Below are 26,555 nucleotides of genomic sequence, written 5' to 3'. Positions count from 1 at the left end.
TTTTTTTAAGCATAGAAGGCAATAATAAGTTTATGGTAAATAACTTTACAAAGACAGTAGTTTCATATACAATATGGAAAGATATAGACAAAATCATTATAATGGAGAGGTTGCATATGGAAGTCTATTTAGATAATAGTGCTACTACTAAGCCAAACATAGAAGTTGTGAATATAATGACAAAAGCACTTACAGATTATTATGGAAATCCATCTTCTTTACATCATAAAGGGGTGGAAGTGGAGAAATTAATAAAGACTGCAAGAAAACAGTTGGCCAAAGCATTAGGGGCAAGTGAACAAGAAATTATTTTTACATCTGGAGGTACTGAATCTAATAATATGGCGATCATGGGTGCTATAGAATCAAAAAAAAGAAAAGGTAATAGGATTATTACTACTAAAATTGAGCATCCATCTGTTTTAAATGTATATAAAAATTTAGAAACAAAAGGGTATGAAGTAATTTATTTAGATGTTGATTCATTTGGAAAGATAAATATGGAGCAATTAAAAGAAAGCATATCAGAAGAAACAATTCTAATAAGTATTATGCATGTCAATAATGAAGTAGGTACAATCCAGCCAGTAGAGGAAATAGGAAAAATCATTAAAAATAACAATGAAAATTTTATATTCCATGTAGATGCTATCCAATCTTTTGGAAAAATTAAGTTTACACCTAAAAAAATTGGTGCTCATCTTTTATCGGTAAGTGGACATAAAATTCATGGACCAAAAGGGATTGGTGCATTATACATAAAAAAAGGTTTAAAAATGACACCATTAATTTATGGAGGAAATCAAGAAACAGGAATCAGATCAGGTACTGAAAATACGCCAGGAATTTTAGGCTTAGGAGAGGCAGCAAGATGTTTATATGAGGATATGGACAATAAAATAAATAAAATGTGGATTTTAAAAAATAAATTAATTGAAGGTATTAAAAATGAAATTCATGATATTAAAATTAATGGGTTTGAAAAGGAAGGTAGTGCACCTCACATTGCCAATATTAGTTTTTTAGGAATAAGAGGAGAAGTATTACTACATTCTCTTGAGCAAGATGGTATTTATGTATCTACAGGATCGGCTTGTTCGTCAAAGAAAAACACTAAAAGTCATGTTTTAAAAGCAATGGGACTTAAGGATTATGAGATAGAAGGAGCTATACGATTTAGTTTTTCTTACAACAATACACTAGAAGAAATAGATTATGCTATTGATAAATTAAAAAAGCATGTAAAAGACATACGAAAGATTGTGAAGAGGTGATAAAATGAAAAAAGTATTAATTGTAAGATATGGTGAAATTGCTTTAAAAGGATTAAATAAATCTTATTTTATAAACAAACTTGTAAATCATATACAAGCAAATTTAGCTGATTTAGGAAGACTACACGTTCATCAAGCAGGTGGATTAATATATGTTGATATGGATGAATATGATCAAGATGAAGTGATTGATAGGGTAATAAAAGTATTTGGAATTGTATCTGTTAGTCCTGCCTATAAATTTGATAAAAATATGGATTCAATTTATGAGGTAGCTGTGAAACATATAAATGAGAGAATAGAAGAAGATGGTATAAAGACATTTAAGGTTGAAAGTAGAAGAGGAGATAAAAGTTTCCCAATGAAATCACCTGAAATATCTAGAATGGTTGGAGGGTATATTTTATCTCATACAGAAGGATTAAAGGTAGATGTACATAATCCAGAAATAATTTTGCATGTAGATGTAAGGGATAAAGCTTATGTATATTCTAAAAAGGTTTATGGATATGGAGGATTGCCTTTAGGAACTAATGGAACTGCTATGGTATTACTTTCTGGAGGAATTGATAGTCCAGTAGCTGCTTGGATGATGGCTAAAAGAGGTATGGAAATAGAGGCAGTTCATTATCATAGCTATCCTTTTACAAGTGAAAGAGCGAAGGAAAAGGTAGTTGATTTAGCAAGAATATTAGCAAAATATTGTGGAAATATACGCTTGCATTGTGTTAATCTATTGCCTATACAAAAGGAAATAAATGAAAAGTGTCCAGAAGAAGAAATGACAATTTTATCGAGAAGATTTATGATGAAAATAGCAGAAAGAATTGCTATTAAAAGGCAGTGTAATGCATTGGTTACAGGGGAAAGCATAGGACAAGTAGCAAGTCAGACAATTCAGGGTCTTACGGTAACAAATAATGCAGTAAATATTCCTGTATTTAGACCCCTTATTGCTTTAGATAAAGTTGATATTATGGATATTGCAAAAAAAATAAATACTTATGAAACTTCTATTTTGCCATATGAAGACTGTTGTACAGTATTTTTACCTAAGAGACCTGTTACAAAACCAAGGCTTGATAAAATACTTCAATCTGAAAGTAATTTAGATGTTGAAAAATTAATTGAAGAAGCTGTAAAAGGAATGGAAGTAATTGAAGTATCTGTAGAAGAGTAAAAAATTATAGTAGATTTCTTTAATAGTGACGATTATTATTTTAATCGTCACTATATTTTTTCTCAAATAAAAAATTCAGATATATTACAAAACTAGTCAATTTTCATCAAAGGAAAAAAGGAATAGATTAAAGAATACTTAATAAACATAAATAAGCTTGAGGAGGGGTTGTATGCGCATTCACTTTGAAACAATTTATAACAACTTAGTTATTAAGCTAAATGGTGAATTAGATCATCATACAGCAGAAGAGATTAGAGATGAAATAGATAAAGAAATCGATAATAATAATGTTAAAAATATTATTTTTGACTTAGAGGATATGCATTTTATGGATAGTTCTGGTATTGGTGTTGTAATAGGAAGATATAAAAAGGTACAGAAATTAGGAGGACAAGCTGCAGTAATTAATATGAACAATCGAGTGGAAAGAATTTTTAAAATGTCAGGATTATTTAATATTGTTAAGAAATTTGAGAATAAAAAAGAGGCATTAGAAAGATTATAAGGGGTGAGGATATTGACAAACAAAAATCATATGAAATTAGAGTTTATGAGCAAATCACAAAACGAGGCTTTTGCTAGAATTGTAGTAGCTTCTTTTGCCTCACAGTTAGATCCAACTATAGAAGAATTAGCTGATGTAAAAACTGCTGTATCAGAGGCTGTTACAAATGCAATTATTCATGGTTATGATGGTCGAGAGGGTATTGTACGAATTGAGTGTAGTATAAATGATCATACAATAGAAATTGTTGTTGAAGATGAGGGAAAAGGTATTGAAGATATAGAAATGGCAAGACAACCTTTATATACTTCAAAGCCAGAGTTAGAAAGATCTGGAATGGGATTTACAGTAATGGAAACTTTTATGGATGAATTAGAAATTGAGTCACAAAAGGATAGTGGTACAAAGATAAGGATGGTAAAAAGATTTGGACGCTATGAAGATTAAGGGGTAGATGCTATGGGAATGAATGCATTATCTGAGGAACAAAACAAATTACTTGAGCATGAAGAGACTATAGAGCTTATAAAAAAAGCACAAGAGGGGGATATAGAAGCTAAAAATATTTTGGTAGGACATAATTTAGGATTGGTAAGAAGTGTTTTAAAAAGGTTTATTAATAGAGGATATGATAAAGAAGATTTATATCAGCTAGGATGTATTGGATTAGTAAAAGCGATAGAAAAATTTGACTTTAGCTATGATGTAAGATTTTCAACTTATGCAGTTCCAATGATTATAGGCGAAATTAAAAGGTTTTTACGAGATGATGGAATGATAAAAGTAAGTCGTTCTTTAAAACAAACCGCAGCACGGGTAAAAAGTATGAAAGAATCCTTAATCAAAAAGTATGGAAGAGAACCTACACTGCAGGAATTGTCTGATAAATTAGATATACCAAAAGAAGAGATTGTAATGGCACTAGATTCAAATATTCAACCAGATTATTTGTATGATGTGATACATCAAGATGATGGCTCTCCTGTTCATTTAATTGACAAAATTAGTGAAACTAATACAGAAGATGAAGGGGAAGTACTTGATAGGATTGCGTTGATAGAAATTCTTTCAAAGCTAAAAGCAAGAGAAAGAACGATTATTATATTAAGATATTTTAAAGACAAAACCCAAACGGAAATTGCACAAATGCTAGGAATTTCTCAAGTTCAGGTTTCACGAATAGAAAAAAAGATATTAAGACAAATGAAAGAATTATTAGAGAAGACATGGTAAAAGTCATGTCTTTTTTGTTTGCAAAAGTTTATGCTTGAAATTTAAAGAATTTTCGTTAAGGAAATGGAGAATAATAAAAGTAAAGATTTTTAAGAGGTGATTGTATGCTGTTAAATAAAAATAAGTCATTTTTTTTGATTATCGTTCTTTTAATGATTGTTTGTACTTCCTTTTTTTTATATACCAATAGACCTAAAACAAGTAAATATACAAAAGCAAAGTTGGTTTTTAAGTATTCTTCAACTCTTCAGAATATAAGGGTGTGAAGAGATGATTTCATCAAAAGATATTTATATACAAATGAAAGATGGCTATAATGCTATACCAGGGAGTAAAGTTTTTGTTAGAGATGTGGCTGTTATATTAGCTGATGATACTATAAAAATGGAGATTTTGAATATAGAAGTTTTAGAAATTCCTAAGGATACTAAAGAACATATTGTGGTTTCTATTTTAACGATTATGGAAAAAATCTCATATAAGTATCCTAATATAAAAATTTTCCCTATAGGAGAAGCTGAAACCTTAGTAAAAATTATTTATAAAAGAAAAAAAGAAAGTAAACTGTGGTTATTATTCAAACTAATAAGTGTGTGTGTAGTTCTTTTTGTTGGATCTGGTCTAGCCCTTATGAATTTTCATGCAGATGTAAATATGGATCAAGCTCATAAAAAAATTTATAAAATGATTACTGGAATAGAAGAAAACAGACCTCTGATTCTTCAAATTCCCTATTCATTAGGAATTGGTCTAGGTATGGCAGTGTTTTTTAATCATATATTGCCGAAAAAGTTTAGAAATGAGCCAAGCCCAATGGAAGTAGAAATGGCTTCATACAGAAAAAGCATGGATGAATATATTTTAAAAAACCAGAAGAACACAAAGGAAAAAGAGTAAAGATTGCAGGTGAAGGGATATGCTGCTGAAATTTTTTGCTGCTTTTGCTGGACTTGCTGAAGGATTCAGCGTAGGAACTGCTATGATCGCTTTTTTAACAATATTAGATATTGTTCCTAGACTTGCTCAGCTTACAAACACAGAATCATATATAAGAGTATATGAGATTACAATTGTCATGACGACTACAATATTATCATTAGTAGCTTTTTTAGGATTTAATATATACGTAGGAAAAATAATGATTATATGTATAGGATTTTTAATGGGTACTTTTATTGGATTACTAGCTTCAGCATTAACAGAGGTAACAAATGTTATTCCAGTTATTGTTAATCGTTTTCAATTAAATGATTATGTGAAGTATATACTGATTGCAATAGCAGGAGGAAAAATTACTGGATCTTTAATCTATTGGATTTTTGTAAATAAATAGAAAGGAATAAAAAGAATGAAAAAAAAATATCATAACTGTATTCAACCAAACTTTATGTTATTAGATAAATTAGAAGACAAAGAAAAAAGACAATTAATTGAAAGTATTTGTATTGAAGAAAGCATATTAAATGGAGATGTAAAAGCAATTTTAGATCAAATTAAAAAATAATGAAAGGAAGAAGTATATGGAAAATAAAAAAAAGGAAAGCTTAAATAAAAAATACAAATACAGTCAATATGTGAAACAAAAGAGTCCGAAACCAAAGTATTTAAAAAATTCAGTATGGGCATTTTTTGTTGGCGGTATAATTTGCATGTTTGGCCAGTTTATAATCAATACTTTAAAAAATATGGGTCTTAATCAAGATGAAGCAGCTACAGCTAATGCAATTATTTTAATTTTTATAGGAGCTTTCTTAACCGGATTAGGTATTTATGATAAATTAGGAAAGAGAGCAGGAGGAGGTTCCATAATCCCTATTACAGGTTTTGCAAACTCCATTGTAGCTCCAGCTATGGAGTTTAAAAGAGAAGGATATATATTTGGAATTGGGGCAAAAATGTTTATTCTTGCAGGACCAGTGTTGGTTTATGGTTTTACAAGTTCTGTTATCGTAGGTTTAATATATTTTTTTCTTGGTAAATAGGGAGGCTGATACTTTTGGCAATAAAAAAATTAGGAAAGCAAACCGTAAAATTTAAAAATCCTCCATATATTATTGCTACATCAGCAACAGTAGGGCCAAAAGAAGGTGAAGGACCTTTAAAAGATTATTTTGATACTATTTTAGAAGATGATTTATATGGAGAAAATAGCTGGGAATTAGCAGAAAGTAAGATGCTAAGAGAGTCAGTGAAGAAGGCAATATATAAAGCAGATAAAAATATTACTGACATGGAATACATGCTTTCAGGTGATTTACTAAATCAATTGATGTCTACTTCATTTGCTGCTCGTGACTTAGGGATACCATTTTTTGGACTATATGGTGCGTGTTCTACTATGACTGAATCATTAAGCCTAGGAGCAATGCTAATAGATGGTGGATATGCAGATTATTTAGTTGCTGTTACATCTAGTCACTTTAGTTCAGCTGAAAGACAGTATAGATTTCCATTAGAGCATGGAAATCAAAGGCCTTTAACCTCTCAGTGGACTGTGACTGGTTCAGGCGCTGCTATATTATCAGCTTATGGACAAGGACCTAAAATTACTTATGTAACTACTGGAAAAGTTATAGATTTAGGCATAAAGGATCCAAACAATATGGGAGCTGCTATGGCACCAGCGGCAGTAGATACAATCGTTACTCATTTTAAAGATACAGGATTTAGACCTGAGCATTATGATTTGATTGTAACAGGAGATTTAGGGGCTATAGGAAAAGAAATTACTGAAGAAATGGTATTTGATAGAGGATATAATATAGCAAAAGTATATAATGATTGTGGATTATTAATATTTGATAATCAAGCACAAGATACACATGCAGGAGGAAGTGGTTGTGGATGCTCTGCTTCTGTATTTTGTGGATATATATATAAAGAAATGATTAAAAAGAATTTAAATAGGGTTTTACTTGTATCAACAGGTGCATTATTATCAACTACAAGCAGTCAACAAGGACAATCCATACCAGGGATTGCACATGCTGTGACAATAACAAATATGTGAATGATTAGGAGGCTTTATATGGATTATATTCGTGCATTTATTGTTGGAGGGATTATTTGTGTTATTGGACAGCTCCTAATGGATGGAACAAGGTTAACACCTGCGCATGTACTTGTTTTATTTGTTACATTAGGAGTAATATTGACAGCTTTGGGCATATATGAGCCTATTGTAGAATTTGGAGGAGCTGGTGCTACTGTTCCTATATTAGGATTTGGATATTCTTTGGCAAAAGGAGCAATAAAAGCAACAAAGTCTAGCGGCATATTAGGAGCCTTTACAGGCGGAGTAGAGGCTGGTGCAGGTGGGGTTGCTGCAGCAGTAGTTTTTGGCTATATAATGGCACTTATTTTTAATCCAAAATCTAAAAAGTAATTACTTTAGAAAGGAACGTAAATATGACTAAGAAGAGAAGGGTAATTTTGGTTACAGATGGTGATTCTGTAGCACAAAGAGCGGTTCAAAGGGCAGTGACAAATATTGGTGGAAGATGCATATCCCGTTCTGGAGGGAACCCTACACCTATGAGTGGAATAGAAATTGTAGAGCTAATTAAAAGTGCAAAACATGATCCTGTTGTAGTGATGGTAGATGACAAAGGGTCATCACATACGGGAGCTGGAGAATTAGCCTTATATGAAATCGTGAATCATCCTGATATAGATGTTTTGGGAGTAATTGCTGTAGCGTCAAATACGCCAGGGGTAGCAGGAACTAAGGTAGATTTTTCAATAACTTGTGATGGTGAAATTATTAATAATTCAGTAGACAAAGAGGGGTTACCAAAAAAAGGAAAAGTGTTGTATGGAGATACAGTAGATATTATTGATAAATGTAATGTTCCATTAGTCATAGGAATTGGAGATATAGGAAAAATGGAAGGAAAAGATGACTGTGAAATAGGGGCCCCTATTATTACAAAAGCTATGGAGGAAATATTAAGTAGGAGAGGGTATTTTAATGGAAATAAAAAAGAAACTAGAAGAAAATCTAAAAATTCTAGATGAAGAATTAGGCATATCTAAAAGTTTTGATGTTGTAAATAGAGAAATTAAAGTAGCAAATAAGAATGCTTCTTTGCTGTTTATTGATGGTTTTGCAAAAGATGACATTATGTTATTTGTAATGCAGATTCTTCAAAATATAGATCCAAAAGATTTTAGAAGAGATATTATTCATAAGCTTATGGAAAACAAAATTCCATATTTAGAGGTTGAGACAACAAAGGAAATTGACAAAATAAAATTAATGGTATTATCAGGTGCGTTGGCTATTTTAATAGATGGAGAAGAAGAAGCACTTATACTTGATGTAAGAACGTATCCTGCAAGAGGGCCAGAAGAGCCAGATCTAGAAAGAGTAACAAGAGGAGCAAGAGATGGATTAACAGAAACAATTGTTTTTAATACAGCACTGATAAGAAGAAGAGTGAGAGATCCAAAATTGAGATTTGAGATAAAAACAGTAGGGAGGAGATCTCAAACGGATGTTGTAGTAGGATATATAGAAGATATTGCAAATCCTAAACTAGTACAGGATATAAAAGATAAATTAGATCAAATCGATACCGATTCTTTAGAAATGGCTGAAAAGAGTTTAGAAGAGTTTATTCTAGGGAGAAATTGGAATCCATTGCCACAAGCAAGATATACAGAGAGAGCAGATGTGGCGGCAGCACATTTGTTTGAAGGGCATATTATTGTAATCGTAGATACAACGCCTAGTGTAATGATTTTACCTGTAACGATATTTCACTTTACACAACATGCAGAGGATTATTATCAAAATCCAGCAGTAGGAACTTATATGAGATGGATAAGGTTAGTTGCTATGTTTCTATCTTTTATTTTACCACCATTATGGCTACTTTTAGTACACTATAAAGGAATTCTTCCTAGTTGGTTGAAATTTATTGGACCAAAAGAGATTGGGAAAATTCCTTTATTTATACAGTTTATTATTTTAGAATTAGGAATTGATATTTTAAGAATTGCATCCATACATACACCGAATGCATTAACTACATCTTTAGGTATAATAGGTGGCTTAGTACTTAGTGAGTTTGCTGTTAAAGTTGGATGGTTTATTCCAGAGACAGTACTTTATATGGCTATTGCAGGTATAGGTATGTTTGCTACACCAAGTATTGAATTTTCTATGGCTATAAGAATTTTTAGGTTGATTTTACTAATATCTACTGGACTATTTAAAACAATAGGATTTTTTGCATCAATAATATTTGTATTTATTATTTTGCTTACAACAAAATCATTAGGGGGAGTAAGTTATTTATGGCCGTTAATTCCTTTTGATAAAAGAGGATTAGCAACTGTATTATTCCGTAAACCTATACCAGAAATAAGATATCGACCTGGTTTTTTAAGAACAATAGATAAAGATTCTTCACCTCCTAAGGATGAAACACCAGAATAAAAAGAAGGCTCTTTTTAAGCCTTCTTTTCATTTAATTTATATCTTCAACATCTGTAGGATCTTCTGTAATAGTTTCATTTTCTAGTGAAGCATCTTCATTCTCAAAAGGATTATTTTGAGGAATAGAAGGAAATTCTATTATATTTCCATTATCTTTATGAATATCACAATATTCAGTAGGTGCTTCATAAATATAATCTTTAGGAACTATCCCATTATTTTGTGCTGGATCATATGGTATAGGCCTTTTTATGAATACACGCTTTTCTACTAATGTTGGAGGACAGTTTGGTGTAGCAAGCTTATTTGTACTTGTATCTATTTCCAATTCAACGTGAACATCATCAAATTCTTTTGGTTCTGTACCTTTAATAAAATATTCATATCGTACAGTACCTCTAGGGTCACGTTTGCTAAGGTCTGTAGGGAGTTTTCCAGATTCTGTATCTATTAAAACAGAAATTACATTTTCAGGTTTTATAAAGTTTTTAGGTGGTAGTCCTTCATGGACTTTTTTCATAACTGTACTCCAAAGCTTTGCACTCATTTTACTACCACTACTTAATTCCATATGAACGTCATTTCCAATCCATACAGCACCAACATAGTAAGGGGTATAACCAACAAACCAAGCATCATAGTTATCTGAAGTAGTACCAGTTTTTCCTGCTACAGGAATTTTTGAGTTTGTATTGTCTAATTTTGCATATGTTCCTGTTCCTGCAGTAACAACGCTTTTCATCATATCTGTCAAGATAAAGGCAGCTTCAGGACTTACAACACGATTTTTATAACTTTTATTTTCCAATATAATGTTTCCTTCTCTATCGGTAACTTTTATGAATGACTTAGGTTTTATATATATACCATCATTTGCTAAAGAACCATATGCTGCAGTCATTTCTAATGGACTAATTCCTTGTGTCATTCCTCCAAGGGCCATAGCTGCAAGGTTTTTATCATTGTATCGTCCTTTTTCTTTTATAGTTGTAATCCCCATCTTTTTAAGATAATCTATAGAAGATTCAATGCCTATCTGTTCGGCAATTTTTACAGCCATAACATTCATAGACCATTGAACACCTTCTCGAAGGGTAGATAATCCCCAAAATCTATCTCTATACCAGTTTTTAGGCCAGAGTTTACCATTACGATCGTAGTGAGGAACGTCATCTATAATATCAGCAGCTGTCCAACCATTATCAATAGCAGGTGTATAAACAGCGATAGGTTTGATAGAAGAACCAGGTTGTCTAGGATTAATCGCTCTATTATATAATCTTCTTCCCTTCACTTCTCGGCCTCCTACAAGGGCCTTAATTTCACCTGTATGCTGATCTATTATAACCATTGCTGATTGAGGTTGCACAACGCCTGTATTACTAATAGAATAATTTTCTTTAGCAATTAATAGATTGCCATTTGTATCTTTTAAGAAAAATTGTGGATTTTTAGCTAAGAATTCTTTACTAATAATTATATTTTTTTTAGAATCATATTTTTTGTATTCACTTGAAATTTTTATACTTCCACCCTTATGGATTAAAATTTCTTTAGCACTATTTTGTTTATATGCATCTTTTATTGAAATTTGAATTGTCTTAATTTGCCCATTTTCATATAGGGGAGTAAAATTTAATCGTCTACCTTTAAAAAGAATCAAATTTCCTACTTGATCATATTTGTAATCTCCTTTAGGAATTACGAATTGTTCTTTATTATTTACAAGATTTGTATATTTATATAACAAAATAGATCTTCTATTTTTGCTTAAAATATTCCCTGCGCTATTTTTTCTAGCAATTAAATTAGGGAAATTTTTACTGTCTTCATAAGCATTTTCTAATATTTTTTGTATTCTTAAATCTATTGTACTGTAAATTCTAAGTCCTTGGTTATAAAGCATATCTTCTGCTTCTTCTTCTGTTTTACCTAATTCCTGCATAAGTGCTTCAATTACATCACTTTTTACTTTGTCTGTAAAAAATGAAGAAATTCCATAAACTTGTTTTTTTCCAGGTTTTAAATTAGCTTTTATATCTTCATTTATTGCTAGATTATATTCTTCTTCTGTAATCATATTTTCATTTTTCATCATTTTTAATACTAATTCTTGCCTAGCTTTAGATTTTTCATTATAGACAATTGTATAAGTTTCATCATCATCATCAATAATAAAATGGTTAGATGTAACATCTTCTTTTTTAAGTGTTTTTAATGGTGAATATTTAGAAGGATTTTTTGTAATACCTGCAATTTGTGCACATTCTGCTAGATCCAATTCACTAACATCTTTTGAAAAATAAGTATATGCAGCAGCTTGTACACCTTTAGCTCCACTACCTAAATATACAGTATTTAGATAAGCTTCAAGAATCTGTTCTTTTGTAAGCTTTTGTTCAAGCTGAAAGGCATAATAAACTTCTTTAATTTTTCTTTCAATACTTTTTTCATTTGTTAAATATAGATTTTTTACTAACTGTTGGGTAATTGTGCTTGCTCCTTGTACGGGAGCGCCAGCTTTAATATCTTCCCATAAGGCTTTAATAATTCTTTTAGGATTAATTCCTTTATGTGTGAAAAAATCTTGATCTTCAATGGCAATGAAAGCATTTATTAGGTTTTGTGGAATTTTATCATATTTAACAATAGTTCTTAAACCATCACTTTCCACTTTTTCTATTAGCTTTCCTTTGCTATCGTAAATAAAAGAGTTTTCATCAAGTAATGAGTACATATTGCTAGGGTTTATTGGCTCAGCAGATTTGATTATGGCAAAAGCCCATCCACCAATTACACCAGCTCCAATAAATCCAGCGAGCAAAATAATGAGAATGAGTATTCTAATGATACTTATTTTCTTTTTTTTCTTTGATTTTCTAGTTTTTTGTTCGTTATTCTCTGTCAAAGTAAATCCCCTCCTAAAATAGAAAGAAAAAAGTAAGAAGATACTTGGATATAGCTACAAATAATTATATCATATGACTAACAGGTTGTTAATTACAATTAAAGAATCAAGCAATTGGGTTAAAATAATAGATAAATTGTTATGATTATAATATTTTGCTATTATCATTATATGATTTTAACAGAGATCTTTTGGTTTTGAAAATGTAATTTATTCCAAACTATAGGAGGATACACAATTATGAAATATAAAAAAGGAAACTTTTGTATTGAACATGATTTTGAAATAAGAACAGTTAGAGAAGATAAGTACGATATAGATCTATTTATTCCTATAGAAGATAGAACACTCAATTTATATTTAGATCATGAAATAGATTATTTAGATACCAGATTGCAATTTTCTATGGTAAAAGGTATCATAATAAGATTTTGTACGTTAGGAGAGCATAATACTTGTACTATTCATTTATTAAGAAATATAGATATACATTCTGCCATTGTAAATTTTGAAATGGATTATAGTAAGCACTTTATAGTTATAAAGGATAAAAAATATTTTGTAGAAATGCGATTTATGAATAAAATTTATGAATAAATAAAGCTTAACTTAAACAGTCAAGCTTTATTGGTTTTTAATATTATGCATTTGTGCTAAGAAAGCCATTGCCATTTCAAGGCCTTTTACAAGTTCTGATTTTACAAGTTCTAAATTTTTTTCTTCAGTTCCTGCTTTTACAGTAACTCTACAAATATTTTTACCAATTTCAAGTTGAACAAAATCATCTTTTAATATTGATTTAGCAGCTTCTTTTACCATAGATTTTATTTTGCTGTCTTGTAAATAGGATTCAAATTGATTTTGTAAAGAAATTAAAATACGCTTTTCTTCATCTAATTGAACATATTTTACAAATTGATTGAAAGTATCCATACCATTACCCTTTCTATTACAAAGTTTTTTGTTTATTATAACATTTTTATAAAAAAATGTCCCTATCTATTTGAGGAAAAAATAGAGTTAAGGAGTATAACTTTTTTGAAGTTTATGTTGCTTTCTATAAAAAAAGATGCTATAATCATGTAGAATTAAATATAAATCTTTAATTCAGTCCTGAGAGGCTGACAAGATGTAGATTAAAAATCTTTAATATTTTTATGCATGTATAAAACTTCTTGTCAGTAGGCAAGAAGTTTTTTTATAGGTTGAATTAAGTTGCCTTTTAATTCGGTCCTGAGAGGCTGAGAAGGGAGAAGTGTAATAGATCTTCTCCTTATAAAAAAAAGGAGGTTTTTTTATGTCAGAAAATATGATAGCAAAATCTAATGTAGAAACAAAAAATGTAATAGGGTTTGAATCAATAAAAAAAGTGGTGTTAGCATTACAGCATTTAGTAGCAATGTTTGGAGCAACTGTTTTAGTTCCTATGCTTACAGGGCTTAATACATCTGTGGCATTAGTAGCTGCAGGGATAGGAACATTATTATTTCATCTTGTTACAAAAGGAAAGGTACCTGTATTTTTGGGATCATCATTTGCATTCATACCAGTTATTCTTACTGTAAAAGAAATGTATAATGGAGATTTAACATATGCCCAAGGTGGAATTATTATTGCAGGACTATTATATGTAGCGATGTCTTTTATAATAAAGAAAATAGGAGTTGAAAAGATAAAAAAATTCTTGCCTGCACAAGTAGTGGGGCCAATGATTATAGTAATTGGTCTAAATCTTGTTCCGGTAGCATATGGCATGGCAAAAAATAATTTTATAGTTGCAGGAATAACACTATTTACTGCATTAGCAATTACACTAAAAGGCAAGGGGTTTTTAAAACAACTTTCAATTTTAATTGGTGTAGTAGTTGGATATTTGGTTTCATTCAAAATAGGAATTGTTGATATGAGTATAATGAAAGAAACACCTGTATTGGCTATGCCAAACTTTACATTTCCAAAGTTTGAATTAGGAGCTATAGCAATTATTGCTCCAGTTGTACTTGCAGTTTTTATGGAGCACATAGGAGATATTACAACAAATGGACAAGTTGTAGGGAAAAATTTTATTGAAGATCCAGGTTTAAATCGTACCCTTTTAGGGGATGGACTAGCTACCTTATTTGCAGGATTTATTGGAGGACCAGCAAATACTACTTATGGTGAAAATACAGGAGTACTTGCGATTACAAAAAATTATGATCCTTCTATTCTAAGATTAGCAGCAGTATTTGCAATTTTGCTAGGATTTGTTGCAAAAATTGGTGGTTTGTTAAGAACAATTCCAGTACCTGTAATGGGTGGTATAAGCTTAATGCTTTTTAGTATGATTTCATTAATAGGTGTAAAAACAATTAAAAACAGCAAAGTAACATTTAATATAAAGAATATAGTGATTATGTCATCTGTTTTGATACTAGGGCTTGGTGCAAGTTATATTGAGAAGCATTTTGGTATATCAATAGGAATACCTGTAACATCAACAGTAAAAATATCAGGTTTAAGCTTTGCAGCAATTATAGGAGTATTATTAAATGCCCTATTAAATAAAGTTAAATAATGATTTCAGACAACAAAAAGCACTTTTCTTAAGATTTTAAGAAAAGTGCTTTTTGTTTAATTTATTAAACTTAGTAAGCTATAGAGCCAATGCATAGATAAATCGTTTTTTATATAAAATCGAATAATTAAATAGATAAAAAACATGCCAATAATAGGTTCTGCCATTTTTCCAGAAGAAATAGTCAATACAAATCGATATCTTTTAGTAGAGATGGGATAAAATAGTTCAATACCAGCGATTGTCATCCAATCTCCAATAATATGGGATATTAATCCTAATATAAAAGATAAAATGATTGAGTAATGTATAGTGTTTTTAAGAACAAAAAAAACAATAGAAGAAATGATAAATGTGCCTAAAATACTATGGGTAAAACCTCTATGATGGGAAAAGCCAATCATAATTAGTAAAATGGCTATTGTAAAAGTTAATCGATTTTCAAATCCATATTTATAAAGTAAAAAACCTCCAATGCCACAATAAAATAATATCTTTCCAAATCTATTATTCATTGGAAGAAATTTTTGATTTATTTTCGCTTTTGGATGATCCATATCAGGAATCAAAGAACCGATTATAGCGGCAGCAGTTGTAGTAATATTTGGTTCATAACCCAATTTTGGTAATAAGTATAAGCTAGCTACAGAACCAAATAACATATGAGATTTACCAGTCATTTTTTAAAACCATCCTTTTTTATGAAATACGAAACGTATGTTCTGCTATATTATAGCATAATCAATATAGCTTGTGTTGCAAAAAATGTCGATAATTGAAAAATAAATAGAATTATTTAATTAGAAAAGGAGTTGTTCCTAAAATAATTTGCTTTACAAATTCAAATATTAAGCTATAATATTATATGAGGTATTATTACCTGGTACTAACACTAACATATAATAAAGCTGATTAAGGAGGCATTTTTATGGAATTAAATGAGCTATTTAAAATACAAGAGATTATTGAAAATAATATAAAGCAGTTTTCTGACATAGAGGAAGATATATTAGGAAAAGAAAATGTTTTTGATTTAAGATTTTTAGCACTTCAAGTAAAAACTAGTGAGATTGCAAATCTTACAAAGTGCTATAAATATTCTAGAATAAAAGAAAATATTCCAAAGGAAAAATTAATGATCAGATATATTGATGCTATGAAGTTTTTACTTTCTATAGGAAATGTACACCATTTTAATATTATCAATGGAGATGCTATTAATGCAGTGAAAAAAGAGGATAGTATTATAAAGATCTTTTCATATATTTTTGATGATATAAAGGACTTAAAGCATGCCATTTTACAAGATGATTTTGTTTATGCATTATCTATTTATATTAGATTATTTGCTAGATTTATAAATCTAGGGGAGCTGTTAGGTTTTTCTTTTGAAGAAATTTATGGTTATTACCTAGAACAAGTTGAATTATAGAAAATAATAGAACCGTTATCTTAATTTGGATAACGGTTTTATTATTATAATTTTTATCCTTCCTTGGTGAATAAATTAATACAATCATTACTTTACTTGAAGAGTACGAAGGCGATTAATAGCTGCAGAGAACTCTAATTTACGAGGAAGAGCCAAATCACCTGGATGTTTTTTATAGTATGGTGAAATCACTTCTAGCCCTTTTTCTTCGATATGTTCATATAATTTGTCTATAAGAATAGGGAGTATAGTTGTGTCATCTACTAATTTTTTAGATAGATATTTTATCATATTTGCAATAGCACGGGTTTGACTAGGATCTACTAATTGTTCTAAAAAGGAAAGATCAATATTGTTTGTTCCATAAACAATGGTAGTTAGTCCCTTTGCATCTACTTTTTCTTTCCTACCACGATAAGCATTGAAACTTTGTTGTTTTATGATACGCTTTGTAATCTCACCAAATTTTTCTCCACCTTCTGCTATACGAATATTTTTAAAGCTTTTCGAAATTTCCTTAGCTTTTTTTGTTACATCTTTAGGCTTATATTCATGCATCATAATTATATTGTCTGCTACATCAAAATAATCTCCTGATCCACCAATAACTAAGATGGTAGATACTCGTAAATCTTTATATAGCTGTTTGACTTTATCTATAAAAGGCGTAATAGGTTCTTTTTCTTTTCCAACTAATGCTTGCATTCGTCCATCACGAATCATAAAATTTGTAGCGCTTGTGTCTTCATCTATAAGTAAAACCTTACTTCCTGCCTCTAAAGCTTCAATAATATTTGCTGCTTGAGAAGTACTACCACTAGCATCTTCTGTAGAAAATCGAGTCGTATCTTTATCAAAGGGAAGTCTGTTTATAAATGGGGATATATTTACTTTTTCTATTCTTCTTCCATCTTCGGCTCTTACTTTGAAAGCTGTAGGATTAGTAATGACATATTCACGGCCATCACCAGATATGTGATTATAAACTCCTCTTTCTATTGCTTTTAGCAATGTACTTTTTCCGTGATATCCACCTCCAACAATAAGAGTTATTCCTTTAGGAATAGCCATGCCTCGTATTGGCTGACTATGAGGGATAGGTATTTCAATTTCTAAAGAAGATGGAGATTTAAAAGGGATGACCTGATTATTTTTTAATGGTTTATTACTTATACCACTTTTTCTTGGTAAGATAGAGTTATTTCCTATAAAACAAATATAGCCATATTCATCTAAATACTTGCGAATAGCTTCTTGTTGATCAGTTAATTTTAAATGCTTTAGTAAAGCGTTTTTATCGAATGTGAAGATAGCTTTTTTTATTATGTATGGAATATGATCACAAAGAAGTTTTAAAGCTTGATTTCCTAATATTTTTCTGCCTCTTGCAGGAAGTCCAATGGATAAACGAAATTCTATTTTTTGATCAGTAATTTTAACAGCAGTTCTTGGAAGTATTTCTTGACCAGGTTTATCGATTAAAATTAATCCACTCTTTCCAGATCCATTTTTATTTATGGAATAAGATTTGATTATTTTTGCTAATTCTCTAGCAAAAAAATCTTCAAATGCAATTTTTCTAGATTTTAATTTATACCAATCTTTTTCAAATTTTGTAATATGATTTGGTATTTCAACTCTAATACGAGATGGATTAGCAAATGGATCGGCTTGTATATGATCAATATGAAGAAAAAAATTTTCTACTTTATATGTACCTTCAAGGTCTTTATAGGCTTTATATCCTCGATTATCTATTTTATGCAGTTTTTTTCTTAATTTTTCCAAGTAAAGTCCTCCTTTTATGTTATGATTTCAAAATTATAGTTTTAACAAGATTATAACAAAATACACTCTATTTTTTTAATAGCTGAAAGGGTTATTTTTATATTTTTAAGAACCAAGTTAATTTAAGCTACATATTATGAATAATATATCTAAAATCTATAGGATGTATATTATGTAAGGAAGGTCTGCTATGAAAAAAAATTTCCATGTTGTTGTGATAGGAGGAGGAATTGTTGGATTATCTACTGCATATTATTTAGTAAAAGCAGGAAAAAGAGTTTTGCTAATAGAAAAAAATGAGATAGGAAATGGGGCTTCTGGATCATGTGATGAAATGATTTTACTTCAATCTAAAGAACCAGGTATATTACTGGAAATGACACTTGAGAGTTTAGAAATGTATAAAGGATTAAGAAAGGAACTAAAGGTAGATATAGAATTTCAGAATAATGGTGGAATGGTGTTTATTGAAAATGAACAAGAACTTAAAATAATAGAAGCATTTGTTAAGAAACAAAAGCAGTATGGTGTAAATGTAGAGATTTTGGATAGAAAAGATGTTTTAAAGAAACAACCTTATATAAATAAAAAAATTATTGCATCTACATTTTGTAAAATGGATTCACAAGTAAATCCTTTGCATGTTATGAGAGGATTAATGATAAGAAGCATAGCCTTAGGATTGGAATTTAAAAAAGGAATTATTACGAAAATGGATCAAAAGAAAGATCATTGGAGAGTGTATTTTTATAATGGAGAGTATGTAGACACACAGTATATAGTAAATACTGCTGGAGCTTGGGCTTCAGAAGTAGGAAACCTTATAGGGATTAATATTCCTATTATTCCGAAAAGAGGGCAAATTATTGTAACAGAGAAGATACCAAAAATAGGGGAGACGAATGGATGGAGTGCTAGATATATTGTCAGAAAAATAAAGCCTGAATTATTTCAAGAGGAAGAAGATAGTAAACTAGGAGTGGGATTTTCAATTAGCCAGACTGCTTCTGGAAATTATTTAATAGGGAGCACACGGGAGTTTGAGGGATATAATAAAAAAACTACCTATGAAGCTTTAAAAATAATAATTAATCAAGGAATATATTATTTTCCAATATTAAAAAAAGTGCATATTATTCGCTCTTTTGCTGGATTAAGACCTGCTACTCCTGATGGAAAACCTATCTTAGATGAAGTAGCAGATAAAAAAGGATATTTTGTTGCTGCAGGTCATGAAGGAGATGGTATTGCTCTTGCTCCTATTACAGGAAAATTAATGGCTAAGTTTATAAATGGTGAAAAAATTTATTACGATATTAATGTGTTAAGGCTTAATAGATTTAAAAAGGAAAAGGTATGATGTTTTGCATCATACCTTTGTTTGGTGAATGTAATCAGTTCATAATAAAGAAAATGGGAGGGAGTAAGGTGGAAAAAGAAATAATTTGTAGGTGTGAGGAAGTAACACGGGATGAAATAGAGGAAACTATAAAAAATGGAGCTACTACAATGAATGAAATTAAAAAATGGACTAGAGCAGGTATGGGTTTATGTCAAGGAAGAATATGCAGAAAATTGGTTGAAAAAATACTAGCTGAAAAAACAGGAAAAAAACCTGAAAATATAGAGCCATCTACTTACAGACAGCCTGTTAGACCATTTAAAATGGGAATCTTAAGGAATGATGAAAATGACTAGAATTATGCAACATCCAATACTTGGAGAAATTGGAAAAAGAAAAAAAGTAAAGATTATGGTTGATGGTAAAGAAATGTATGCTTACGAAGGAGAAATGATTGCAGCGGCTCTTTGGGCAAATGGTATTCATATTTTTAGATATACAAAGAAGCTAGATAAACCAAGAGGGGTATTTTGTGGAATTGGAAAATGTACCGATTGCATTATGATTGTAAATGGACAGCCTAATGTAAGAACATGTATAACTCCTGTAGAAGAAGGTATGATTATTGAAACTCAGTATGGGTTAGGAAAATGGAAGGAAGGAAAGGATTATGAATAAATTGATAGTAGTTATTGGTGCAGGGCCTGCAGGATTATGTGCTTCTATAGAAGCTGCAAAGCTAGGTGCTAAAGTTTTATTATTAGATGAAAATTTAAAACCAGGGGGACAGCTTTTTAAACAAATTCATAAATTTTTTGGATCAAAAGAACATCTAGCAGGGGTTCGTGGTTTTGATATTGGGAGAAAATTATTAGAAGAAGCAAAGAAATTAAATATTGAAGTTTCTTTAAAAACAGAGGTTTTAGGAATTGATAAAGATAAAAATATTTGGGCTATCCAAAATGGAAAAAAATCTATCCATATAAAAGCTGATAGAATTATATTAGCTACAGGAGCTATGGAAAAACCTATAAGTTTTCCAGGTTGGACGCTTCCTGGAGTTATGGGTGCTGGAGCTGTTCAAACTATGATGAATTTACATAGAGTACTTCCAGGAAAAAGAGTTGTAATGCTAGGTTCAGGAAATGTTGGGGTAATTACTGCTTATCAGTTACTACAGGCAGGAGCAGATGTTATCGCTATCTTAGAAGCAGGTCCATATTTAGGTGCTTATGGTGTTCATACAGCGAAGCTTTCAAGATTAGGTGTTCCTTTTTATACTTCTTGTACTATTAAGGAGGCAGTAGGTAAGAAATATATAGAAGTTATAAAGACTGTAAAATTAGATAAAAATTGGAAATACATAAAAGGGACAGAAAAAATTTTAAGTGTAGATACAGTATGTATTGCTACAGGATTAACACCTATTACAGAATTAGCTTGGATTGTTGGATGTGAGTTTGTATATGTTAAAAACTTAGGAGGTCATATTCCTATTCATAACGAGTATATGGAAACTACAGTGAAAGGAATTTATGTGGCAGGAGATATTGCTGGTGTAGAAGAAGCAAGTACAGCTATGGATGAAGGAAGGCTTGCAGGAATTCATGCAGCAGCATCTTTGGGTTTTTTAAGAAAAGGAGAGAAAATTAAGCGCATAAAAGAAGTATGGGATAGATTAGATGCATTAAGACTTGGTTCTTTTGGCAAAAAAAGAAAAGAAGCAAAGGAATATATTATAAATATAGGTAGGAGGTTAATAAGGTGAAAAATGAATATTTAAAAAATTATGGAGCTCCTTCTTTGGACGAATTGAAAAAATTACCGTCATTCCCAAAGAGAAAAGATTTTGAAAAAGGTCCAATAGCTGTAATTGAATGCATTGAAGAAATTCCATGCAATCCTTGTGAAAAGTCATGTCCTACGGGGGCTATTACTATAGGAAAACCCATTACAAACTTGCCTCGTATTCATTTTGAAAAATGTATTGGATGCGGAATATGTGTAGCTGCTTGTCCAGGACTGGCTATTTATATTAAACATTTGAATTATTCTGAAGAAGAAGCGCTTATTTCTTTTCCCTATGAATTTCTTCATCTTCCCCAAAAAGATGACATTGTTAAATTAGTAGGAAGATTAGGAGAAGAAATTTGTAAAGGTAAGGTCGTGGAAATACTAAATGCAAAATGGAACAATCATACACCTATTATTCGTGTATCCTACAATAAAAAGTATTTTGATAAGGTAGTAACAATAAAAAGATTAAAAAAAAATAATTGTCATAATAAAATGAATAACTTATGATAAATATGGAGGTAAGAATATAAAAAGATGAACCATTTAGAAAACGAGGGGGACAAAAATGATTATATCTTATATTGCTTTGATTTTGCGAATACTTTTGATGTCTGTTGAAAGAATTGTTGTAAGGTTATTAGGAAATGATGAAGGGGACAGTTATAGCAATATTGCTGCTAGTTTTTTGTTTTTTTTTATAGGAGGTTTATTTTTACTGCCATTTAATTTTTTTATAGAAGTAGACAATTTTAAATTTATTATACCGTGTTATATAAGCAGTTTGGTATATGCTGTAGGTTTTGTTGCTTATGTGAACGCCTTAGCTATAGGAGAAGTTTCTTTAGTAACACCAATTCATAGTTTAAATTCATTATTTTTGATGCTATTATCATTTATATTTTTAGGGGAAAGTATAACCATTACTAAAGTGGTTGGTGTGATAATTATGATTGCTGGATTATCTATACTAAAAAGGATTGGATCACCCTTAAAATCTATTTTATTTATTTTGAATGATCAATCTTGTAGATTCATGCTTTTGTTTGTTGTATTACAATCTTTAGGAAGAATACTAGATACATATTTTTATATAGCTGCTTCTCCCATATTATATTCTACTATTTTATATTTTTTTATTTCATTAAATATAGGCATATTTTTATTGATAAAAAAGAAGCAAAATTATATTTATCATGTATTTCATAATAAAAAAATTATCTCTATTATTAGTGGTGCCATTAATGGTTTTGCATATCTTTTTTTGTTAATAGCTCTAAATCATATGGAACTGAGTATAGCAGAGCCGGTTACCCAAGTTTCAATGATTATTACTATGATTTTTTCTTATATATTTTTTAAAGAAAATATTAAAGAAAAAATACCTGGTGCTATGCTTATATTAATTGGAGGTTGGTTGTTGCTTTATAATCATTAATTTAAGAGATTTATCTCCAAAGCTTTAACTTTATATGGTATAATAGATAGGCATATTTAAATGGAGGAATTTAAATGACAAATAGAAAAAGAACAATTACTTTTCTAATTGGTGTAATATTTATTTTGATAATAAGTTCAGGATGTTCAATAAATTCAAAAAATAAACCAGTTTCAAAAACAGAATTTGTTTTAGGGACGATAGTTACAATTCAAATTTTCGATAATGCTTCAGATGAAGTATTTCATAAGGTGTTTGACAGACTTAGAGAAATAGAGAATAAAATGACAATTAACAGGGAAAATAGTGAAGTTATAAATATTAATTCAAAAGCTGGAAAGGATTTTGTTAAGGTATCTGATGATACTTATTATGTAATAAAGAAGGGAAAATATTTTTCAAAACTTGCTAAGGGGAGATTTGATATTTCTATTGGACCTCTTGTAAAGCTTTGGAATATTGGAACAGAATCTGCTCACGTACCGCCTAAAGAAGATATTCACATAAAAAAGAATTTGGTAAACTATAATAATGTTATTTTAAATGAATCGGAAAAAAGTGTTATGCTAAAGAAAGAAGGTATGATTTTAGACTTAGGAGGTATAGCAAAGGGATATGCATCTGATGAAATTGTAAAGATTTTTAAGAAAAAAAATATAAAACATGCCATTATAAATTTAGGTGGTAACGTATTTGCTTATGGAAATAAACCAGATGGAAGTCTATGGAAGATAGGGATCCAAAATCCTTTTTCTCAAAGGGGAGATTCTATAGGATTTGTGAACGTTGCAAATAAAACGGTTGTTACTTCAGGAATATACGAGAGGTTTTTTGAAGAAGATGGTAGACGTTATCATCATATATTAGACCCAAATACAGGATATCCTGTTGAAAATAATTTAGCAGGAGTTTCAATAATTACAAATAAATCTATTGATGCTGATGCATTATCTACATCAGTTTTTTCATTAGGCCTGAATAAGGGGATAAAGCTTATAGAAAGATTAGAAGATACAGAGGCTATTTTTATTACGAAGGATTTTGAAGTATATGTAACTTCTGGATTAGTTGAGTATTTTACACTAACGGATTCGAATTTTAAGTTGATAAAACGATCTGAGTGAAGCTCTCTACAAGTGGACAAAATATGAAAAAATATGGTAATATTTATTTAGTGATATATGGGATTTCCATATATCACCTATTCTATTTTTTAAAATATATATTGAAATTAGAAGAAAAATGTAGTATAGTTACTGTATGAAACCGGTATCATATCTAAATTAATGAGTATTATAAATATATAAATAGTTTTTTTTTATGTTTGTGCAAACGGTTTCTCAAAAGAATAAGGAGGAACGAAAATGGCAGTTACAATAAATGATATTGCCAAGGAAGCAGGAGTATCCCGTGCAACTGTATCGAGAGTTTTAAATGATTCAGGATATGTAAAAGATGAAACGAGACAAAAAGTTTTAAAAGCAATCAAAGAATTAAACTATACTCCTAGTGCTATAGCGAGAAGCTTATCCACAAGTAAAACAAATACAATAGGTGTTATAGTTCCAGAGATAAACAACCCGTTTTTTGGGGAAATTATTAAAGGAATTAGCCAAATAGCTGATGAGCATAATTTAAATATTATTCTTTGTGATACAGATGAAAATATGGAAAAGGAATTAAAAGCCCTTAAACTTTTAAAAGAGCAGAGAATTCAAGGAATTATTATAACACCAACTTCTGCTGAGACTGAATTTAACAGTGAGTATTTAAGAACTCTTGAGAATTTTGGAATTCCTATTATATTAGTAGATGGACACGTAAAATATGCTAATTTTAGTGGTGTTTTTGTAGATCATATAAAAGGAGCTTATGAAGGAACAGAAGCTCTTATTAAAGCGGGGCATAGAAAAATAGCAATTATTACTGGGAGGATGAACTCTAGGCCTGCAAAAGATAGATTGATTGGATATAAAAAGGCATTAAAGATTTATAATATCCCTATAAATGATGAATATATATTTCATGGCGATTATCAGCATGAAAAAGCTTATGAAGCTACTAAAAAAATACTAAAGATGAAGGATAAACCTACTGCTATTTTTGTAAGTAGTAATATAATGATTTTAGGATGTATAAAAGCATTTCGAGAAGAAAAAATTCATATTCCAAATGATATGGCAATTATAGGTTTTGATAAGCTTGAAGTATTAAATATTATAGGAATGAATATTAGTTTTATTAATGGTCCTACTATAGAATTAGGTAGAACAGGAATGAAAATGCTTATTGATAGTTTGAAAAATAAAAAAAGTAGAGAAATAAGAAGAATTACTCTTTTACCAGATATTGTTTTAAAGGGATCAGAGAAATATATAGAAAAATAAATGTGAATATTTTACATATTCATATTTAAATTAAAAAAGTTGTAACCGGTTACATAATTTGAAGCCGAGTTAATAAAAATAAACCTATATAAATAAAATTATAAAAAAGAGGAGATGTTAAGAATGAAAATTCAAGCCTTTATAGACCATACCATATTAAAGCCACAAGCAACAGAAGAACAAATAAAACAAGTTTGTATGGAAGCGAAACAATATGGATTTGCTTCAGTATGTGTAAACCCATACTATACTTCACTTGTAAGAAAAGAACTAGAAGGAACGAATGTAAAAACTTGTGTAGTTGTAGGTTTTCCATTAGGTGCTACAACAAAAGAAGTAAAAGCTTTTGAAACAAAACAAGCAATAGAAAATGGTGCTCAGGAAATAGACATGGTTATTAATATTGGTGCTTTAAAATCTAAAAAATACGATGTAGTGAAAGAGGATATTAAAGCTGTAGTGGATGCAGCAAAAGGAAAGGCTCTAGTAAAAGTAATTATAGAAACTTGTTTGTTAAATGAAGAAGAAAAAGTAAAGATATGTGAAATTTCTAAAGAAGCTGGTGCTGATTTTGTAAAAACTTCAACAGGCTTTTCAACAGGTGGAGCGACTGTTGAAGACATCAAACTTATGAGAGAGACTGTAGGAGCTGATATGGGAGTTAAGGCATCAGGTGGCGTAAGAACGAGAGAAGATGCTGAAGCTGTTATTAATGCTGGAGCTAATAGAATTGGAGCGAGTGCATCTATAGCTATTGTTGAAGGGAGAAAAGATACAAATGCTGGATATTAAATGATCCAGCAAATTATGTATAAGGAAAACATTTTCTAAAATTGGGTAAAGGATTAAAGACTCATTATTTAGGAGGTAAGTATGGATAAAAAAAATCTTGTTAAAAAAGCATTAGAAGCTAAGAAGAATGCTTATGCTCCTTATTCTGGATTTCATGTGGGGGCTGCGTTATTAACAGATAATGGTAAAATATATACAGGTTGCAATATAGAGTCTGCATCATACACACCTACTATTTGTGCTGAAAGAACAGCTATATGCAAAGCTGTTTCTGAAGGAGAAAGAAAATTTATTGCTATTGCCATAACAGGAGATTCAGAATGGACTTATCCTTGTGGTGTTTGTAGACAAACAATAAGGGAGTTTGGTGAAGATATTGTAGTAATTGTTGCAAAATCTGAAGATGAATATAAGGAATATACGTTAAAAGAATTATTGCCACACAGCTTTGGACCAGAAAACTTAAAATAATTTTGCTT

At 30.1% G+C, this 26,555-nt stretch carries 30 protein-coding genes; 26 read left to right on the top strand and 4 right to left on the bottom strand.

What is annotated here, in order from left to right; genetic code table 11:
- Positions 1–32: 32 nt before the first annotated feature.
- The 13 genes from FQB35_RS08770 (at position 33) to FQB35_RS08715 (ending at position 9,638) form a co-directional block, all read left to right on the top strand.
- A complete protein-coding gene (locus tag FQB35_RS08770; RefSeq protein ID WP_333473028.1) occupies positions 33–1,274 on the top strand; it encodes a cysteine desulfurase family protein in 1,242 nt (413 codons plus the stop codon).
- Between the two features lie 4 nt (positions 1,275–1,278).
- Positions 1,279–2,454, top strand: coding sequence for a tRNA uracil 4-sulfurtransferase ThiI (gene thiI / locus FQB35_RS08765; RefSeq protein ID WP_148809616.1), 1,176 nt, complete (start codon positions 1,279–1,281; stop codon positions 2,452–2,454).
- A gap of 172 nt (positions 2,455–2,626) precedes the next feature.
- Positions 2,627–2,962 (top strand): anti-sigma F factor antagonist, encoded by a 336-nt coding sequence (gene spoIIAA / locus FQB35_RS08760; protein ID WP_148809615.1) that lies wholly within the window; start codon positions 2,627–2,629, stop codon positions 2,960–2,962.
- Between the two features lie 30 nt (positions 2,963–2,992).
- Positions 2,993–3,409 (top strand): anti-sigma F factor, encoded by a 417-nt coding sequence (gene spoIIAB, locus FQB35_RS08755; RefSeq protein WP_148810808.1) that lies wholly within the window; start codon positions 2,993–2,995, stop codon positions 3,407–3,409.
- Positions 3,410–3,427: 18 nt separating this feature from the next.
- Entirely contained in the window at positions 3,428–4,195 is a 768-nt protein-coding gene (gene sigF, locus FQB35_RS08750; protein ID WP_333473060.1) for an RNA polymerase sporulation sigma factor SigF, read from the top strand.
- A gap of 270 nt (positions 4,196–4,465) precedes the next feature.
- On the top strand, positions 4,466–5,092 hold the full coding sequence (locus FQB35_RS08745; protein ID WP_148809613.1) for a stage V sporulation protein AA: 627 nt from the start codon (positions 4,466–4,468) through the stop codon (positions 5,090–5,092).
- A gap of 19 nt (positions 5,093–5,111) precedes the next feature.
- Positions 5,112–5,528 carry a stage V sporulation protein AB gene (locus FQB35_RS08740; protein WP_148809612.1) on the top strand — a complete coding sequence of 139 codons (417 nt, stop codon included), beginning with the start codon at positions 5,112–5,114 and terminating at the stop codon, positions 5,526–5,528.
- Positions 5,529–5,543: 15 nt separating this feature from the next.
- Entirely contained in the window at positions 5,544–5,699 is a 156-nt protein-coding gene (locus FQB35_RS15850) for a hypothetical protein (RefSeq protein WP_168198294.1), read from the top strand.
- Positions 5,700–5,715: 16 nt separating this feature from the next.
- Complete coding sequence (gene spoVAC, locus FQB35_RS08735; RefSeq protein ID WP_148809611.1) at positions 5,716–6,177, top strand: stage V sporulation protein AC; 462 nt, start codon at positions 5,716–5,718, stop codon at positions 6,175–6,177.
- A gap of 14 nt (positions 6,178–6,191) precedes the next feature.
- Positions 6,192–7,205, top strand: a complete 1,014-nt coding sequence (spoVAD, locus tag FQB35_RS08730) for a stage V sporulation protein AD (protein WP_148809610.1) — start codon at positions 6,192–6,194, stop codon at positions 7,203–7,205.
- A gap of 18 nt (positions 7,206–7,223) precedes the next feature.
- On the top strand, positions 7,224–7,580 hold the full coding sequence (spoVAE, locus tag FQB35_RS08725; protein ID WP_148809609.1) for a stage V sporulation protein AE: 357 nt from the start codon (positions 7,224–7,226) through the stop codon (positions 7,578–7,580).
- A 23-nt stretch (positions 7,581–7,603) separates the two neighbouring features.
- A complete protein-coding gene (locus FQB35_RS08720) occupies positions 7,604–8,212 on the top strand; it encodes a stage V sporulation protein AE (RefSeq protein ID WP_148809608.1) in 609 nt (202 codons plus the stop codon).
- The gene (locus tag FQB35_RS08715; RefSeq protein ID WP_148809607.1) at positions 8,166–9,638 is read left to right on the top strand and encodes a spore germination protein; all 1,473 of its coding nucleotides are present in this window, start codon (positions 8,166–8,168) and stop codon (positions 9,636–9,638) included. The genes FQB35_RS08720 and FQB35_RS08715 overlap by 47 nt, the downstream gene beginning before the upstream one ends.
- A 31-nt stretch (positions 9,639–9,669) precedes the next feature.
- On the opposite strand, the gene FQB35_RS08710 is transcribed toward FQB35_RS08715, so the two are convergent.
- Positions 9,670–12,546 (bottom strand): penicillin-binding protein 1A, encoded by a 2,877-nt coding sequence (locus FQB35_RS08710; RefSeq protein WP_148809606.1) that lies wholly within the window; start codon positions 12,544–12,546, stop codon positions 9,670–9,672.
- A 240-nt stretch (positions 12,547–12,786) separates the two neighbouring features.
- Here FQB35_RS08710 and FQB35_RS08705 point away from each other — a divergent pair, with 240 nt between their 5' ends.
- A complete protein-coding gene (locus tag FQB35_RS08705; RefSeq protein ID WP_148809605.1) occupies positions 12,787–13,143 on the top strand; it encodes a hypothetical protein in 357 nt (118 codons plus the stop codon).
- Positions 13,144–13,170: 27 nt separating this feature from the next.
- Here FQB35_RS08705 and FQB35_RS08700 read toward each other — a convergent pair whose 3' ends face one another.
- Entirely contained in the window at positions 13,171–13,479 is a 309-nt protein-coding gene (locus FQB35_RS08700; RefSeq protein ID WP_148809604.1) for a hypothetical protein, read from the bottom strand.
- Positions 13,480–13,843: 364 nt separating this feature from the next.
- Here FQB35_RS08700 and FQB35_RS08695 point away from each other — a divergent pair, with 364 nt between their 5' ends.
- Entirely contained in the window at positions 13,844–15,103 is a 1,260-nt protein-coding gene (locus tag FQB35_RS08695; RefSeq protein ID WP_148809603.1) for a uracil-xanthine permease family protein, read from the top strand.
- Between the two features lie 56 nt (positions 15,104–15,159).
- Here the strand turns inward: FQB35_RS08695 and FQB35_RS08690 are convergent, their stop codons facing one another.
- The gene (locus FQB35_RS08690) at positions 15,160–15,783 is read right to left on the bottom strand and encodes a metal-dependent hydrolase (RefSeq protein WP_148809602.1); all 624 of its coding nucleotides are present in this window, start codon (positions 15,781–15,783) and stop codon (positions 15,160–15,162) included.
- 248 nt (positions 15,784–16,031) lie between these two features.
- Here FQB35_RS08690 and FQB35_RS08685 point away from each other — a divergent pair, with 248 nt between their 5' ends.
- Positions 16,032–16,535 carry a dUTP diphosphatase gene (locus tag FQB35_RS08685; protein ID WP_148809601.1) on the top strand — a complete coding sequence of 168 codons (504 nt, stop codon included), beginning with the start codon at positions 16,032–16,034 and terminating at the stop codon, positions 16,533–16,535.
- A gap of 87 nt (positions 16,536–16,622) precedes the next feature.
- Here FQB35_RS08685 and FQB35_RS08680 read toward each other — a convergent pair whose 3' ends face one another.
- Entirely contained in the window at positions 16,623–18,323 is a 1,701-nt protein-coding gene (locus tag FQB35_RS08680) for an ABC-ATPase domain-containing protein (protein ID WP_148809600.1), read from the bottom strand.
- A 190-nt stretch (positions 18,324–18,513) separates the two neighbouring features.
- On the opposite strand from FQB35_RS08680, the gene FQB35_RS08675 reads away from it, so the two are divergent.
- From FQB35_RS08675 to FQB35_RS08630, 10 genes are all read left to right on the top strand, one after another.
- On the top strand, positions 18,514–19,683 hold the full coding sequence (locus tag FQB35_RS08675) for an NAD(P)/FAD-dependent oxidoreductase (protein ID WP_148809599.1): 1,170 nt from the start codon (positions 18,514–18,516) through the stop codon (positions 19,681–19,683).
- Positions 19,684–19,751: 68 nt separating this feature from the next.
- A complete protein-coding gene (locus FQB35_RS08670; RefSeq protein WP_148809598.1) occupies positions 19,752–20,021 on the top strand; it encodes a (2Fe-2S)-binding protein in 270 nt (89 codons plus the stop codon).
- Positions 20,014–20,343, top strand: a complete 330-nt coding sequence (locus FQB35_RS08665) for a (2Fe-2S)-binding protein (protein ID WP_148809597.1) — start codon at positions 20,014–20,016, stop codon at positions 20,341–20,343. The genes FQB35_RS08670 and FQB35_RS08665 overlap by 8 nt, the downstream gene beginning before the upstream one ends.
- Positions 20,336–21,433, top strand: coding sequence for an NAD(P)/FAD-dependent oxidoreductase (locus FQB35_RS08660; RefSeq protein ID WP_148809596.1), 1,098 nt, complete (start codon positions 20,336–20,338; stop codon positions 21,431–21,433). The genes FQB35_RS08665 and FQB35_RS08660 overlap by 8 nt, the downstream gene beginning before the upstream one ends.
- Positions 21,430–21,969, top strand: a complete 540-nt coding sequence (locus FQB35_RS08655; protein ID WP_148809595.1) for an NADH-quinone oxidoreductase subunit I — start codon at positions 21,430–21,432, stop codon at positions 21,967–21,969. Before FQB35_RS08660 ends, FQB35_RS08655 begins: the two co-directional genes overlap by 4 nt.
- A gap of 58 nt (positions 21,970–22,027) precedes the next feature.
- Positions 22,028–22,897 (top strand): EamA family transporter, encoded by an 870-nt coding sequence (locus FQB35_RS08650; RefSeq protein ID WP_148809594.1) that lies wholly within the window; start codon positions 22,028–22,030, stop codon positions 22,895–22,897.
- 74 nt (positions 22,898–22,971) lie between these two features.
- The gene (locus FQB35_RS08645; protein ID WP_148809593.1) at positions 22,972–24,021 is read left to right on the top strand and encodes an FAD:protein FMN transferase; all 1,050 of its coding nucleotides are present in this window, start codon (positions 22,972–22,974) and stop codon (positions 24,019–24,021) included.
- 240 nt (positions 24,022–24,261) lie between these two features.
- Positions 24,262–25,284 carry a LacI family DNA-binding transcriptional regulator gene (locus FQB35_RS08640; RefSeq protein WP_148809592.1) on the top strand — a complete coding sequence of 341 codons (1,023 nt, stop codon included), beginning with the start codon at positions 24,262–24,264 and terminating at the stop codon, positions 25,282–25,284.
- A gap of 123 nt (positions 25,285–25,407) precedes the next feature.
- Positions 25,408–26,076 (top strand): deoxyribose-phosphate aldolase, encoded by a 669-nt coding sequence (gene deoC, locus FQB35_RS08635; RefSeq protein WP_148809591.1) that lies wholly within the window; start codon positions 25,408–25,410, stop codon positions 26,074–26,076.
- An 81-nt stretch (positions 26,077–26,157) separates the two neighbouring features.
- The gene (locus FQB35_RS08630; protein ID WP_148809590.1) at positions 26,158–26,547 is read left to right on the top strand and encodes a cytidine deaminase; all 390 of its coding nucleotides are present in this window, start codon (positions 26,158–26,160) and stop codon (positions 26,545–26,547) included.
- Positions 26,548–26,555 lie beyond the last annotated feature (8 nt).

The sequence above is a fragment of the Crassaminicella thermophila genome (assembly GCF_008152325.1).
Taxonomy (GTDB): Bacteria; Bacillota; Clostridia; order Peptostreptococcales; family Thermotaleaceae; genus Crassaminicella_A; species Crassaminicella_A thermophila.
Note: the sequence above shows the minus strand (reverse complement) of the source record. Positions and strands in the feature narration are given on the sequence as shown.